We start from the raw sequence: 15,132 nt of genomic DNA, 5'->3' as shown, positions 1-15,132 counted from the left end.
GCACACCGTTGCAGATAAGGTAGTCAATCATGAGCGCTAGGCACTTTCTCTCCCTGCTGGATTTCACCACCGACGAATTGCTCGGTGTGATCCGCCGAGGCATCGAGCTGAAGGACCTGCGCAAGCGTGGCGTGCTGTTCGAGCCCCTGAAGAACCGCGTGCTGGGGATGATCTTCGAAAAATCCTCGACCCGTACCCGGGTATCGTTCGAAGCCGGCATGATCCAGCTCGGCGGCCAGGCCATCTTCCTGTCGCCACGTGACACCCAGCTGGGCCGCGGCGAACCGATCGCCGACAGCGCCATCGTGCTGTCGAGCATGGTCGATGCGGTCATGATCCGCACCCACGCCCACAGCACCCTCACCGAATTCGCCGCCCATTCGCGGGTGCCGCTGATCAACGGCCTGTCCGACGAGTCGCACCCCTGCCAGCTGCTGGCCGACATGCAGACCTTCCTCGAACACCGCGGCTCGATCCAGGGCAAGACCGTGGCCTGGATCGGTGATGGCTTCAACATGTGCAACTCGTATATCGAAGCCGCTCGCCAGTTCGACTTCCAGCTGCGCATCGCCTGCCCCGAAGGCTACGACCCCGATCCACGCTTCCTGCAACTGGGCGGTGACCGTGTGCAGATCATCCGTGACCCCAAGGAAGCCGTACGCGGCGCCCACCTGGTTACCACGGATGTCTGGACTTCCATGGGCCAGGAAGAGGAAACTGCACGGCGCCTGGCGCATTTCGCGCCTTACCAGGTCACCCGCGCACTGCTCGACCTGGCGGCACCCGATGCCCTGTTCATGCACTGCCTGCCCGCCCACCGTGGTGAGGAAATCAGCCAGGACCTGCTCGACGACCCCCGTTCGGTCGCCTGGGACCAAGCTGAGAACCGCCTGCATGCGCAGAAGGCCCTTCTCGAATTCCTTGTAGAACCGGCTTACCACCACGCATGAGTCAACCCCTACTGCTCAACCTGCGCAACCTCGCCTGCGGCTACGGCGAGCAGCGCATCGTCCAGAACCTCAACCTGCACTTGAACGCAGGCGACATCGGTTGCCTGCTGGGCTCCTCCGGCTGCGGCAAGACCACCACACTGCGCGCCATCGCCGGTTTCGAGCCAGTGCATGAAGGCGAGATCCAGCTGGCCGGCGAGGTCATCTCCCGCGCAGGCTTCACCCTGGCACCGGAGAAACGCCGGATCGGCATGGTGTTCCAGGACTACGCGCTGTTCCCCCACCTGACCGTGGCGCAGAACATCGCCTTCGGCATCGGCAAGCACCCGCAACAGGCGGCCGTGGTCGAGGAGATGCTCGAGCTGGTCAAGCTGGGTGGCCTCGGCGGGCGCTACCCGCACGAATTGTCCGGCGGCCAGCAACAGCGGGTCGCCCTGGCCCGCGCGCTGGCGCCGGAGCCGCAACTGCTGCTGCTCGACGAGCCGTTCTCCAACCTGGACGTCGAACTGCGCAGGCGCCTCAGCCATGAAGTGCGTGACATCCTCAAGAGCCGTGGCACCAGCGCCATCCTGGTCACCCACGACCAGGAAGAAGCTTTCGCCGTCAGTGATCACGTTGGCGTGTTCAAGGAAGGCCGCCTGGAGCAGTGGGATACCCCCTACAACCTCTACCACGAGCCGCAGACCCCTTTCGTTGCCAGCTTCGTCGGCCAGGGTTATTTCATCCGCGGCCAGATGAGCAGCCACGAGGCGGTGGCCACCGAACTCGGCGAGCTGCGGGGCAATCGCGCCTACACCATGGCCCCGGGCAGCTCGGTGGACGTGTTGCTGCGCCCGGACGACATCATCCATGCGCCTGAAGGCGACCTGCGTGCGCAGATCATCGGCAAGAGTTTCCTCGGTGCCTCGACCCTGTATCGCCTGCAGTTGCCCACCGGCAGCCAGCTCGAAGCGATCTTCCCCAGCCACATCGACCATCAGGTTGGCCAGAACATCGGCATCGCCGTGGCGGCCGACCACCTGGTGCTGTTCCCGGTGCCTGGCAGCGTTGCCGCGCAGCTGCCACGCCAGGAGAACGGCGTGCGTCGGGTCAGCTCGGCGCTCTGAAACGCGCAAGCCATCGCGGGGCCAGTTGGCCCCACGATGGCCTGCAATCACAGGGTCAAGGTACCGCTTGCCACCCGCCTGGCATGGCCGCCGATCTTCACCCGGTCACCCTCCAGTCGGCAGAACAGCTCACCGCCCCTCGCCGAGCACTGGAAAGCACTCAACTCGGTTTTACCCAGGCGTTCGGCCCAGTACGGGATGAGCAGGCAATGGGTGGAACCGGTCACCGGGTCTTCGGGGATGCCGATTGCCGGGGCAAAGTAGCGCGATACAAAGTCATGCCTGGCGCCGGGCGCCGTCACAATCACGCCAAGCCCGGGCAGGCGCGCCACCGCAGCCATGTCCGGCGTGCAATCACGCACCGCCTGCTCCGACGGCAATACCACGAACAGCTCCTTGCTCTGGCGTACTTCCAGCACCTCGCACCCTAGTGCCTCGGCAACCGGCAACGGCTCAACCACTGGCTGCGAATCAATGCGCGGGAAGTCCAGCCACAAGCGGTCGCCTTCACGGCTGACGCTCAGCGGCCCCGACTGGCTCTGGAAGTCCAGCCGCGCCTTGTGCTCGCCGTACACCTCGAAGAGCACATACGCGCTGGCCAGCGTGGCATGACCGCACAGCGGCACTTCGGTACTCGGGGTGAACCAGCGGATCCGGTAGCCGTCGCCCTCTGCCACCACGAACGCGGTCTCGGCAAGGTTGTGCTCGGCAGCGATCTGCTGCATCAGCGCCTCGTCGAGCCACTGTTCCAGGTGGTAGACCATGGCGGGGTTGCCGGCGAAGGGTCGGTCGCTGAACGCGTCGACCTGATGGAAGTGCAACTGCATGGCACGGTCCTTCTGTCCTTGTTGTGGAGGGCCGAGCATGGGGCAAGGCTCGCCGGGCGAACAGTGACAGAGTGCGGCTTTTTGTGACCATACAGATCATGCGGGTGGCTATGCCATCGCGCATTGAACTGATGCTTCAAGTTCGCTGCGAACCCTGTGGAGCAACTGTCTTGCGCAATTTTCTGCAGGAGCGGCCTCGTGCCGCGAAAGGGCCGTGAAGCGGCCCCTAGACCTGTGATGCGCCACAAATGGCTGGGGCTGCTATGCAGCCCTTTCGCGGCACAAGGCCGCTCCTACAGAGAATGCGCGAGCCCGTCAGGGGTGGGAGCGGCTTTAGCCGCGAATCAGGCAACGCGGTGGCTGGCACCGGCTCTGCCGGTGTTCGCGGCTAAAGCCGCTCCTGCAGGGCCCTGCCGAAGCAATGCGTCATGTGCAGGTTTGCAAGACCAGGCACAGCTCATCCTCGGCCGATCTGCGCGAACTGGCCTTTTGTGTGCTCAGCCAGCACCGCCGCTGCCAGTTCAACTTCCAGGCCACGGCGGCCAGCGCTGACGTGAATGGTTTCATGTTGTTGCGCGGACGCGTCGATGAAGGTGCGCAGACGCTTCTTCTGCCCCAGCGGGCTGATGCCCCCCACCAGGTAGCCTGTAGCCCGCTGGGCTGCCTGCGGGTCGGCCATTTCACACTTCTTCACCCCCGCCGCATGGGCCAGCGCCTTCAGATCGAGAGTGCCGACCACCGGCACCACCGCCACCAGCAATTCGTCCTTCTCGCTGCTGGCCAGCAGCGTCTTGAACACCCGCAGCGGGTCAAGGCCGAGCTTTTCAGCCGCTTCCAAGCCATAGGAAGCAGTCTTCGGGTCATGTTCGTAACTGTGCACGCGGTACTCGGCGCGCGCCTTTTTCAGTAGGTCCAGGGCGGGGGTCATCGATGGCTCCAGGCGATCACAGGTCGCCGGCTACTGTAGGGCAAATCCCCCCGACCAGCCAGCACACCCGCGGGCCAGAGCGGCGGCCCGCGGTTCGTAGGCAGGCCTCTCAGTCAAATTGTGGCCAACCGTTCACTTTCGACCTTTGACATCAGCGTTTCTTGTCTATATTTTTTCGTTTCTGAATACATGGTGCACCTATAAGGTGCACTTCCTGCACCCGCCCGGCGTCAATGGGGATCGACTCCGGGCTTTTTTGCTGTCGAGCGCACTGCGCCTCACAACAACAAGAACCGAGGTCATACATGACGACTGCTCTACGCCAACCAACGCTTTCCGCCCAATGCATGGCCGAGTTCCTCGGCACCGCGCTGCTCATCTTCTTCGGCACAGGCTGTGTCGCCGCCCTCAAGGTCGCCGGCGCCAGCTTCGGCCTGTGGGAAATCAGCATCATCTGGGGGGTCGGCGTGAGCATGGCGATCTACCTCACCGCCGGCGTTTCCGGCGCGCACCTCAACCCGGCAGTGAGCATCGCCCTCACCCTGTTCGCCGGTTTCGACAAGCGCAAACTGCCGTTCTACATCCTCGCCCAGGTGTGCGGTGCGTTCTGTGGCGCCGCGCTCGTTTACACGCTGTACAGCAACCTGTTCTTCGATTTCGAACAGGCCCATGCCATGTTGCGTGGCAGCCAGGCCAGCCTGGAACTGGCCTCGGTATTCTCCACTTACCCGCACCCGGCGCTGTCCACCGGCCAGGCGTTCCTGGTCGAAGTGATCATCACCGCCATCCTGATGGCCGTGATCATGGCCCTGACCGACGACAACAACGGCCTGCCCCGCGGTGCCACCGCCCCGCTGCTGATCGGCCTGCTGATTGCAGTGATCGGCAGCGCCATGGGCCCGCTGACCGGCTTCGCGATGAACCCGGCGCGAGATTTCGGGCCCAAGCTGATGACCTTCCTGGCCGGCTGGGGCGACATCGCCTTTACTGGCGGCCGTGACATTCCCTATTTCCTGGTTCCGGTGTTCGCACCGATTCTCGGCGCCAGCCTTGGTGCGGCGTTGTACCGCGGCCTGATTGCCCGCAACCTGCCGACGGCAGAAGCCGAGAAGCCACAGACAGACGATAATCCTCAGGGTGATGCCCAGGTTTCCTGACGCCAGCGCCGGGCACAAATGCCCGCCACGCCCTGATCTACTCCTATTTCGTGCAAGGCCATCGACATGACAGACACCCTGGATAAGAACTACATCATCGCCCTCGACCAGGGCACCACCAGTTCTCGGGCCATCATCTTCGACCGCGACGCCAATGTGGTCGGCACGTCGCAGCGCGAGTTCGCCCAGCACTACCCGCAAGCCGGCTGGGTCGAGCACGACCCGATGGAAATCTTCGCCACGCAAAGCGCGACCATGGTCGAAGCCCTGGCCCAGGCCGGTATCAGCCACGCCCAGGTAGCCGCCATCGGCATCACCAACCAGCGTGAAACCACCGTGGTGTGGGACAAGGAAACCGGCCGCCCGGTATACAACGCCATTGTCTGGCAGTGCCGCCGCAGCACCGAGATCTGTGCCCAGCTCAAGCGTGACGGCCACGAACAGTACATCCGCGAAACCACCGGCCTGGTCACCGACCCCTACTTCTCCGGCACCAAGCTCAAGTGGATCCTCGACAACGTCGAAGGTGTTCGCGAGCGCGCCGAGCGCGGCGAGCTGCTGTTCGGCACCATCGATACCTGGCTGATCTGGAAGTTCTCCGGCGGCAAGGTGCATGTCACCGACTACACCAATGCCTCGCGCACCTTGATGTTCAACATCCATACGCTGGCCTGGGACGAGAAGCTGCTGGACATCCTCGGCATCCCGCGGCAGATGCTGCCCGAAGTGCGCCCGTCGTCGGAAGTCTATGGCCAGACCAAGAGCGGCATCAAAATCGCCGGTATCGCCGGCGACCAGCAATCGGCGCTGTTCGGCCAGATGTGTGTGGAGCCCGGCCAGGCCAAGAACACCTACGGCACCGGCTGCTTCCTGCTGATGAACACCGGTGACAAGGCCGTCGCTTCGTCCCACGGCCTGCTCACCACCATCGCCTGCGGCCCGCGCGGCGAAGTGGCCTATGCCCTGGAAGGCGCCGTGTTCAACGGCGGCTCCACCGTGCAGTGGCTGCGTGACGAACTGAAGATCATCAACGACGCCTACGACACCGAGTACTTCGCCAGCAAGGTCAAGGACAGCAACGGCGTGTACCTGGTGCCGGCCTTCACCGGTCTTGGCGCGCCGTACTGGGACCCCTATGCCCGTGGTGCGCTGTTCGGCCTGACCCGCGGCGTGAAAGTCGACCACATCATCCGCGCCGCACTGGAGTCGATTGCCTACCAGACCCGCGACGTGCTCGACGCCATGCAGCAGGATTGCGGCCAGCGCCTGAGTGAACTGCGCGTGGATGGCGGTGCGGTGGCCAACAACTTCCTCATGCAGTTCCAGGCCGACATCCTTGGCACCTGCGTCGAGCGCCCGAAAATGCGCGAAACCACTGCCCTCGGCGCCGCCTACCTGGCCGGCCTGGCCTGCGGTTTCTGGAGCGGCCTGGACGAGCTGCGCGATAAAGCGATCATCGAACGCGAGTTCAGCCCGCAGCTGGATGAAGCGGAAAAAGAGAAGCTGTACAAAGGCTGGCGCAAGGCCGTGGATCGCACCCGTGACTGGGAAGACCACGACGCCTGATCATCAGACCATCGCGGGGCAAGTCGCAGCAGCGACTTGCCCCGCGATCGTTTGCGCAAAACCCCAGGCTGGTCCTACTCCCCTTCCTACGGCATCATTGCAGAATTTGTCCGGCTGCCCCCAAGGACCGCCCATGAATCTGCCTCCACGCCAACAACAAATCCTCGAGCTGGTCCGCGAGCGCGGCTATGTCAGCATCGAGGAAATGGCGCAGCTGTTCGTCGTCACCCCGCAGACCATCCGCCGCGATATCAACCAGCTCGCCGAGGCCAACCTGCTACGCCGCTACCACGGTGGCGCGGCTTACGACTCGAGCATCGAGAACACCGCCTACGCCATGCGCGCCGACCAGATGCGCGACGAGAAACAGCGCATTGCCGAAGCCGTGGCCCGGCAGATCCCCGACCATGCCTCGCTGTTCATCAACATCGGCACCACCACCGAATCCATCGCCCGGGCGCTGCTCAATCACAACCACCTGAAGATCATCACCAACAACCTGCACGTGGCGGCGATCCTTGGTGCCAAGGACGATTTCGAAGTGCTGGTGGCCGGTGGCACGGTGAGGCGTGACGGCGGCGTGGTGGGCCAGGCCAGCGTCGACTTCATCAGCCAGTTCAAGGTCGACTTCGCCGTGGTCGGCATCAGCGGCATCGACGAGGACGGCAGCCTGCTGGACTTCGATTACCAGGAAGTGCGGGTGTCCCAGGCGATCATCGCCAATGCCCGCCAGGTGATCCTCGCCGCAGACTCCAGCAAGTTCGGGCGCAACGCCATGGTGCGCCTGGGCTCGATCAGCCTGGTGGACTGCCTGGTGACCGATCAGGCCCCCAACCCAGCCCTGACCCAGCTGCTCAACCAGTACAAGATCCGCCTCGAGGTGGTTTGAGACTGGCAGGGGCCTGCCTTGCGATTGCATGTAGGCCATCAGGTGCATGGCGACAGATGTGCAGCGCTCTGAAGATCGAGCGCCGCCCGCGCGGCGCATCGCGGGCAAGCCCGCTCCCACATTTATTTCGGGCCAATTAGTCCTGTGAAGGTATCGCTACACGCCTTGGTGCATGTCTCAAGACGGGTGAGGCGCCGGTAGTGCACACCTCAATATCGCGTCGTAAAAACAAGGCGGACAGCGATGAAACCACAGGAGTGACTGGCCCGAAACAGATGTGGGAGCTGGCTTGCCAGCGATGCGCCGCGCGGGCGGCGCTTGATTTCAGCGCCACTACAATATTCGAACCGATCACCCACCTTTTTCGAAAATGTTCATTTAATTGTCATCCGATCAGTTTTTTCTATAAAGACTCACTGGCGGCCGCCTGTTCATTGCGCTAGTATTTTCGCAAACGAACATTAATGTTCATATTCGATATGAACAGCCCAGGAGGCCTTGCCGTGTCCCAGCCCGTTTCGCCCACCCCTCTCGACTGCTACGACCTCGCCGTGATCGGCGGCGGCATCAATGGCGTGGGCATCGCGGCAGACGCTGCCGGGCGCGGCCTGAAGGTGTTCCTTTGCGAAAAGGACGACCTGGCCCGGCACACCTCTTCGGCCAGCAGCAAGCTGATCCACGGTGGCCTGCGCTACCTCGAACATTACGAATTCCGCCTGGTGCGCGAAGCACTCGCCGAGCGCGAAGTGCTGCTGGCCAAGGCCCCGCACATCGTCAAGCCGATGCGCTTCGTCCTGCCGCACCAACCGCACCTGCGCCCGGCCTGGATGATCCGCGCCGGCCTGTTCCTGTATGACCACCTGGGCAAGCGCAAGCGCCTGGGTGCCTCGCGCAGCCTGCGTTTCGGCCCGGGCTATCCGCTCAAGCCGGCCATCACCCGCGGTTTCGAATACGCAGACTGCGCTGTAGACGACGCGCGCCTGGTTGTACTCAATGCCATGGCCGCCCGCGAGAAAGGCGCGCACATCCACACCCGCACCCGCTGCCTGCGTGCCGAACGGGTCGAGGGCATCTGGGAAGTGGAGCTGCAACATGCCGACGGCAGCCTGCAGACCATCCGCGCCCGCGCCTTGGTCAACGCCGCCGGCCCCTGGGTGGCCAGCTTCATCAAGGACGACCTCAAGCTCGACGCGCCTTACGGCATCCGCCTGATCCAAGGCAGCCACCTGATCGTGCCGCGCCTGTACGAGGGCGAGCACGCCTATATCCTGCAGAACGAAGACCAGCGCATCGTCTTCTGCATTCCGTATCTGGAGCGTTTCACTCTGATCGGCACCACCGACCGCGAGTACAGCGGCGACCCGGCCAAGGTAACAATCACCGAGCAGGAGACCGACTACCTGCTCAAAGTGGTCAACGAACACTTCAACCACCAACTGAGCCGCGCCGACATCCTGCACACCTACTCCGGCGTACGCCCGCTGTGCAACGACGAGTCGGACAACCCGTCGGCGGTGACCCGCGACTACACCCTGGCGCTGTCCGCTGCAGCAGGTGAAGCGCCACTGCTGTCGGTATTCGGCGGCAAGCTCACCACCTACCGCAAACTGGCCGAATCGGCGATGGCCGAGCTCAAGCCGTTCTTCACCCAGATGCGCGGCAGCTGGACCGCCGACGCGCCGCTGCCGGGTGGCGAGAGCATGACCAGCGTGCAGGCCCTGGTGGACGCCGTGCTGGCCAGCCATGCCTGGCTACCACTGGATATCGCCAAGCGCTGGGCTGTGACTTACGGCAGCCGCGTCTGGCGCCTGCTCGAGGGCGTGAATGGCCCCGAGGACCTGGGCCAGGCCATCGGCGGCGGCCTGTTCACCCGCGAAGTGGACTACCTGTGCAGCCAGGAGTGGGCGGTCGGCGCCGACGATATCCTCTGGCGCCGCACCAAGCTGGGCCTGTTCACCAGTGCTGCCGAACAGCAGGCACTGGTCGATTACCTGGCGCACGCCCGGGAGTGCCGCGCATCGGTTCATGCGGCCTGAGGGCCGCCAAACCAAGGCGCACGTCGACTCGTCGCCGGATTCGCGCCCCACGGTCCGGGTTGCCCTTGCCACTGTCAACGCGCCCTAGAGCGTTCACGGGTTTGAACGCTGATAAGCTTCACGGGCCAAGATACGCAGGAGCTCCCGCTCAGCCCGTTCGAGCTCGACCATCAGCGCATTGCTTTGTTCGAGATACAACTGCTCCCCGGTTTCCTCCACGGCTTGCTCGATGATCTCCAGCCGCTGATGAAAAGGTTCGGCCAGCACTTCGAAACGCTCAGCGTAGCGCTCATGGACGTAGTGCTTCCAATACGGTCTTTGTGCCAGCGACTCGATCAACCGCTCACGGGTTTCCGCAGCAAGCACCTGGGCTTGCGCCCGCTTCAGGTCACTGGAGGTGACATTGGCGAAGCTTTCGTAGTGCATGGCAGACGGTTGTGCCGGTAGCCCCAACGCTCTGGCAAGCTTGACCCGAAAGTACAGGCGCACTTCGATTTCGTCGACCAGGGCGATATCGCGCTGAAGCAGCTCCTGCACGTGCTGCGAGGCAACACGATCAAGTTCATCCAGCCTCAGCAGGCTGCGCCCCAGCCCAACCAGCCGTGCCTCAACGTCGGCCTGGGGCCCCTCGAACACGGCCTGCTCGGCCAACACCGCCAGTTCGAACTGGCTGAGCGTCAACAACAGGCGATCTTCACAGGTACGCGGACCACTGGCTTCGCTGAACAAGCGCAAGCGCAACGGTTCATGGGCGTGGCACGCCTCAAGAATGTGCCAGACCCGGCCTCGGTAGTACTCGGGGTATTCGTCAAAATCATCGATCTGGGCAAAATCGGCGAGAAACCGGAACAGATCGGCCGAATCAGGCTCGGCTTGCAACGCCTCCCATATTGCCTGGCGCTGCGTGCGGACCTCACCGCGCTCGTGCCCCAGCCACAAATCGCGCAGGGCGAAATCGGCAGGAGCATGCGCGCCCTGCAGCTCACGTGCATCACCGGCCTGCTCCAGCAGCGCCTCATCAGCTTCGTCCAGCGGATTGTCATGCAGGCTCAGGCGGCCCAGGCGCAGGCGCAGCGTGTTCAGTTCCAGGCGCAACTGACGGATGCTGTTGTCGCGCAAGTCCGCCAGGCCGCGCCAGGACAGACGACGCGCCGGTTCCGGCAAAGTGTCCAGCCCCGTCGATCGCAGCAGCACCCGACGCAGTTGACGCAGGCCTGCCACATCTGGTGCGCGCCCCAGCGGGTTGTGGCTCATGTCCAGGGTATGCAGGCTCGATAGCGGCGCCAGCCGGGCGTTGCCTGCCATGTCCAGGCTGATCTGGTTGCGGGCCAGGTGCAACTGCCGCAGCCGCGTCATGCGTTCTACCCCAGGCGGGATCGCAGTCAGTGCGTTCTCCCGCAGGTCCAGCTCGAGCAGGTTGGGAAAACGTGCGAGAAAATCAGCGTCCACCTCAGCCAAGCCCATATCCCTGAGTACCAGGCGCCGAACGTGAGAGAAATCGACCCCTGCCGGCAGCGTCGGCAGGCTACCCACCCGCTCCCCCTCGATCATCAGCACCGGGTCACCGGCCAGATCAACCAGCTTGCGCCGCCAACTGCGTCGAATCACATCCGTCACCCGCTGCCGCCGGAGCAGTTGCAAGGGGTTGTCCGCCTCATCACGCCAGCTGCGCAATTGCTGGCGCAACTCGCCCAACTGGCGCTGCAGCAGGCTGTAATGCTCCCACAGGTCGACTCGCCTGCTGAGCAGATCCAGCACATAGGCTTCCATCTCAAGCTCGGTGAGCGTCGGGAAGATCTGGTGAATGCCCCGTCGGATCGCCTGCCGGCTGCCTGCACCCCGACCACTGAGCGGGTAACCCACACGCCCGTCGGCCAACCGCCGGGGCGGCTGCAGGCCACGCCCGACAGGCGCCATGCCGATTACCCTGGCCACTTGCTCGCGATCGGCACTGGCACTGGCAGCCAGCCGGTCGACGAACATTTGCTCATCGCTGCCGCCCTCCCCCAACTGCGCCTGCTGTGCTTGATCCAGGCTCAGCCACAGAGCGCGCATCAGGCTGTCACGGCTGGTAGCCTGCTCGGCGCCCGGACCATCCTGCAGTGTGTACCCGTCTTTGGCCTTGACCACACGCAACACGGTGCTGGCCTGCGCGCCCCCCTGAGCGGCCAGCAACGCACCATCGACCCTGGCTTCGCGCAACTCGATGCGCACGCTTGCCGGCCAGGGAGCCAAACCCTCGACCAGCCCCAGCGCCAGGCGTTCGCAGTCAGGGTTGACCGCCTCGGGTTGGCGCAGGCCGGCACAAGCGCGGTCCAGGCGGCTGTCACGCAGCTGCCAGCGCGCACGCTCGGCCAAGGCCAGCGGTACTCGACCATGCTCCAGCATGCCGGCTACCTGTTCGCTGCTGGCCTGGGCAACGATTTCCTCGGCCACCGATACACTCAGCCCCGGAAAATCCCGGCGCAACAGGCTGGCCGGGCGGCCTGCCACTTTTTCGCGCTCGGCAAGATACCCATCGAATGCCTCACCGCGCAAAGCCGGGTACTGACGATGCAGCTCATGACGCTCGAAAGCGTCGAGCAGCCGAGCGGGGGCCGGGGCGTTTTCCAGGTGCAGCTGGCGAAGACGCCCTTCGTCCAGGCCAGTCGCTTCGGCCAGCGCCTGCGCGGTAGCTTCAGGCACACTCGCCAGGCGCCGATCCAGGCGGCGTAACAGTAGGCCAGTGCCCTGCCAGCGTTGTGGCTGCTCCAGCTCATGGCGCCAGCTCCCGCTGCCATTGTGCTCAAGCCATGGCGCATGGGCTGTGCTGCGCCGGGGATGCTGGATACGCCACTGCCCCCCCTGCGCCGATTGGCTCACCTGGTAGGCCCCATCGTGCAAGCGCAGGCGCCAGCCATGCGCCATACGTGCCTGATGACCAACTGCCGTCGCCTGGTCTTCCAGCTGATAAGCCTCGAGTCGCTCACTGGCGAGCCGGGTCGTACCCCTGTCGGTACGCACCGGCATCAGCCCGTCCACAAAGGGCAACCGCCGTGTGAGCCCCACGGCGGCGGTCCCTGCCTTGCCCACCACGACCCCGACCGCCAGGCTCTGCGCCACGGCGAACAGATGGTCCAGCGCGCCTTGGCGGTCACCGATCTCCCAGTCCTGATAGCCCTCGTAGACCTGTTCAGCGATCTGTACCGCCGTCACAGCCAGCATCACCTCACCCAACACTGGAATGAACAGCCCGGCCAAGGCCAGCAAGTCGAAACCAGCTGAAATCATCCCATTCAAGCGCGCATGTCGGTCGACGTCATCTTCATCGCCGGTCGGCACCGCCAGCACGCGGGCATCGTCCAGCAACTTCTCCAATTGCAGCTTGCGCAAATGCACGAACAGCGAGTCGCCGATGGCCAGGTTGCGTCCGTCCAGTTCTAGCGCCGCACCCGGTGCAGCAGCCCGCCCCAGCGCCTTGAGCGCGCCGAAGAATACCGGGCGATCCCGTTCGCTGATGAAACGCCCAAAAAACGTCCTGGCAGCGCTGTCGCGCAAGCGCATGCCCAGTGCCAGGTAAAGTGCCTCCCACGATGCATGTCGGCTCAGCGGTTGCCGGGGGTCTCCCGGAATCCAGGCGATCACGGCCTTGAGCGGCTTGCCTGGTGCCTCGCGGACTTCCAAGGTGACCACACCGCGCACCTTCTTGCCCAGCAGGTAGAGCTGGCGGGCCGTGACCAGCCCAGGGGCCGATGGCACTGCCGGATTCGCGGCAAACACCGCCAGCAATTCCAGAAAACTTTGCTCATCGACCTGCTGCCTGAGCCTGGCCATTCGCACTGCCACCTCCAGCTGCGCCCGCTGGTTCTCCTCCATCTGCCGCTCGATTTCACGGCGGCTCAGCCCACTCCCTCCCGGGGGTTGGAACCTCAACTTGAGCAGAAACTGGTAGCTCCCCCCCAGGTCAAGCTTGCGACAAAGCGTTGTGAAGGCTTCAAAACCGAACGCCAGCGGCCTGCCAGCTTCATCGGTCAGTTCGGCACGGCGAAAGATCGAAGGCCGTGTCTCGCTTTCGTGGAAATTGTGCAGCGCGGCGGCCAGCAGGCTCTGGGTCGAGTGATGGATGTACCACGGCGCCTTGAGATGGGGCGAGGCAACGGGCAGTTCGATATCCCGGCTGATGCCCACTTGGCAGCGGCGGACATCGAGCTTGCCGGCGCCGGCCTGCTCCAGCGCCTTCTCAAGCAGCGGTGCGGCAAAAGCCTCCAGGGAGGGGATGGCATTGAACAGGGGCGCAAGTTGGTGTGCGCTTTGCTGTTGCGCGCGCAGCGCCCGATTGAACGCAGCCAGGCGTGACTCGTCTGCCTGGGTCAACCAGGCAGGCAAGCGGCTGGCAATGAATGCATCGATTGAATCAGGCGTAATGGCAACTTCTGTCATGCCAGGGGCTCCTGCCGCAAAAGCCCCAGCAGAGCATCAGCCAGCACCTGCCCGGTGTTACATAGATCTTGCCAGCCATTCATTCGGCTTTCCGAACGAACATCAATCATTCATTCGGAAATCCGCACGAAACATCAGAACTCAGAACCGTAAAAAAAGATTAATCCCCTTTGTTTTCGCACCGTTATGATCTTTGCCAGAGCTTGGCACGACTCATGCTCTACACTTGGTAGCCGAATGCACTCGCTTGATTGCGGTATTCGTTGAACGAAAGAGTCCGCCAACGGCTCCATAAAAAAAACAAACACGTCGAGGAAAATTTGATGCGCATCGTTCGTCAATTGCTGGGCGCCGCTATCGCGGCTGCAGTCATCGCATCGCCCGTCATGGCCGAAGAGCTGACCGGCACCCTGAAGAAGATCAAGGACTCGGGCACCATCACCCTGGGCCACCGCGACTCCTCCATCCCGTTCTCCTACCTCGCCGGCAAGCCGGAACCCGTGGGCTTCTCCCACGACATCCAGATCGCTGTGGTCGATGCCCTGAAGAAGCAACTGGGCACCGACATCAAGGTCAAGTACAACCTCGTCACCTCGCAAACCCGCATCCCGCTGGTGCAGAACGGCACCGTCGACCTTGAGTGCGGCTCCACCACCAACAACGTCGAGCGCCAGCAGCAGGTTGGTTTCTCGGTGGGCATCTTCGAAGTCGGCACCCGCCTGCTGACCAAGCTCAAAGACGGCCAACCAGCATTCAAAGACTTCCCGGACCTGGCCGGCAAGAACGTGGTGACCACCGCCGGTACCACCTCCGAGCGCATCCTCAAGGCGATGAACGCCGACAAGCAGATGAAGATGAACGTGATCTCCGCCAAGGACCACGGCGAAGCCTTCAACATGCTCGAAAGCGGCCGCGCCGTGGCCTTCATGATGGACGACGCCCTGCTGGCCGGTGAAATGGCCAAGGCCAAGAAGCCGTCCGACTGGGTCATCACCGGTACCCCACAGTCGTACGAAATCTACGGCTGCATGGTGCGCAAGGACGACCCGGCCTTCAAGAAAGCGGTCGACGAAGCCATCGTCGCCTACTTCAAGTCGGGTGAAGTCAACAAGAGCTACGACAAGTGGTTCACTCAGCCAATCCCGCCTAAAGGCCTCAATCTGAACTTCCAGATGAGCGACGAGCTGAAGAAACTGATCGCCGAGCCGACCGACAAGGCCGCGGACGAGAAGAAGTCCTGATCCCAGGCAACTA

At 63.5% G+C, this 15,132-nt stretch carries 10 protein-coding genes; 7 read left to right on the top strand and 3 right to left on the bottom strand.

The genetic code is table 11. The features are described 5' to 3' along the window. Nucleotides 1-29: 29 nt before the first annotated feature. Nucleotides 30-950 (top strand): ornithine carbamoyltransferase, encoded by a 921-nt coding sequence (argF, locus tag L6D77_RS11880; protein ID WP_232883364.1) that lies wholly within the window; start codon nucleotides 30-32, stop codon nucleotides 948-950. After that, nucleotides 947-2,056, top strand: a complete 1,110-nt coding sequence (locus L6D77_RS11875; protein ID WP_232883363.1) for an ABC transporter ATP-binding protein — start codon at nucleotides 947-949, stop codon at nucleotides 2,054-2,056. The genes argF and L6D77_RS11875 overlap by 4 nt, the downstream gene beginning before the upstream one ends. A 47-nt stretch (nucleotides 2,057-2,103) precedes the next feature. On the opposite strand, the gene L6D77_RS11870 is transcribed toward L6D77_RS11875, so the two are convergent. Together L6D77_RS11870 and ybaK are read right to left on the bottom strand one after the other, a co-directional pair. Then, complete coding sequence (locus L6D77_RS11870; RefSeq protein WP_232883362.1) at nucleotides 2,104-2,883, bottom strand: PhzF family phenazine biosynthesis protein; 780 nt, start codon at nucleotides 2,881-2,883, stop codon at nucleotides 2,104-2,106. 457 nt (nucleotides 2,884-3,340) lie between these two features. After that, entirely contained in the window at nucleotides 3,341-3,811 is a 471-nt protein-coding gene (gene ybaK / locus L6D77_RS11865; RefSeq protein ID WP_232883361.1) for a Cys-tRNA(Pro) deacylase, read from the bottom strand. 305 nt (nucleotides 3,812-4,116) lie between these two features. On the opposite strand from ybaK, the gene L6D77_RS11860 reads away from it, so the two are divergent. The 4 genes from L6D77_RS11860 to glpD all read left to right on the top strand — a co-directional run bounded on the left by L6D77_RS11860 (nucleotide 4,117) and on the right by glpD (nucleotide 9,459). Next, nucleotides 4,117-4,968, top strand: a complete 852-nt coding sequence (locus L6D77_RS11860; RefSeq protein WP_125462848.1) for an MIP/aquaporin family protein — start codon at nucleotides 4,117-4,119, stop codon at nucleotides 4,966-4,968. A 66-nt stretch (nucleotides 4,969-5,034) separates the two neighbouring features. After that, nucleotides 5,035-6,534: a glycerol kinase GlpK gene (glpK, locus tag L6D77_RS11855; RefSeq protein ID WP_232883360.1), complete on the top strand. Its 1,500-nt coding sequence runs from the start codon at nucleotides 5,035-5,037 to the stop codon at nucleotides 6,532-6,534. Between the two features lie 133 nt (nucleotides 6,535-6,667). Next, on the top strand, nucleotides 6,668-7,423 hold the full coding sequence (glpR, locus tag L6D77_RS11850) for a DNA-binding transcriptional repressor GlpR (RefSeq protein ID WP_232883359.1): 756 nt from the start codon (nucleotides 6,668-6,670) through the stop codon (nucleotides 7,421-7,423). A gap of 503 nt (nucleotides 7,424-7,926) precedes the next feature. Further along, nucleotides 7,927-9,459, top strand: coding sequence for a glycerol-3-phosphate dehydrogenase (glpD, locus tag L6D77_RS11845; protein WP_232883358.1), 1,533 nt, complete (start codon nucleotides 7,927-7,929; stop codon nucleotides 9,457-9,459). A gap of 93 nt (nucleotides 9,460-9,552) precedes the next feature. Here the strand turns inward: glpD and L6D77_RS11840 are convergent, their stop codons facing one another. Beyond that, nucleotides 9,553-13,878 (bottom strand): NEL-type E3 ubiquitin ligase domain-containing protein, encoded by a 4,326-nt coding sequence (locus L6D77_RS11840; protein WP_232883357.1) that lies wholly within the window; start codon nucleotides 13,876-13,878, stop codon nucleotides 9,553-9,555. A gap of 323 nt (nucleotides 13,879-14,201) precedes the next feature. Here L6D77_RS11840 and L6D77_RS11835 point away from each other — a divergent pair, with 323 nt between their 5' ends. Beyond that, nucleotides 14,202-15,119, top strand: a complete 918-nt coding sequence (locus tag L6D77_RS11835; protein ID WP_232883356.1) for a glutamate/aspartate ABC transporter substrate-binding protein — start codon at nucleotides 14,202-14,204, stop codon at nucleotides 15,117-15,119. Nucleotides 15,120-15,132 lie beyond the last annotated feature (13 nt).

The organism is Pseudomonas parasichuanensis (assembly GCF_021601385.1).
GTDB classification, from domain to species: domain Bacteria; phylum Pseudomonadota; class Gammaproteobacteria; order Pseudomonadales; family Pseudomonadaceae; genus Aquipseudomonas; species Aquipseudomonas parasichuanensis.
The sequence above is the reverse complement of the archived record's forward strand: the minus strand, read 5'-3'. Positions and strand labels throughout refer to the sequence as shown.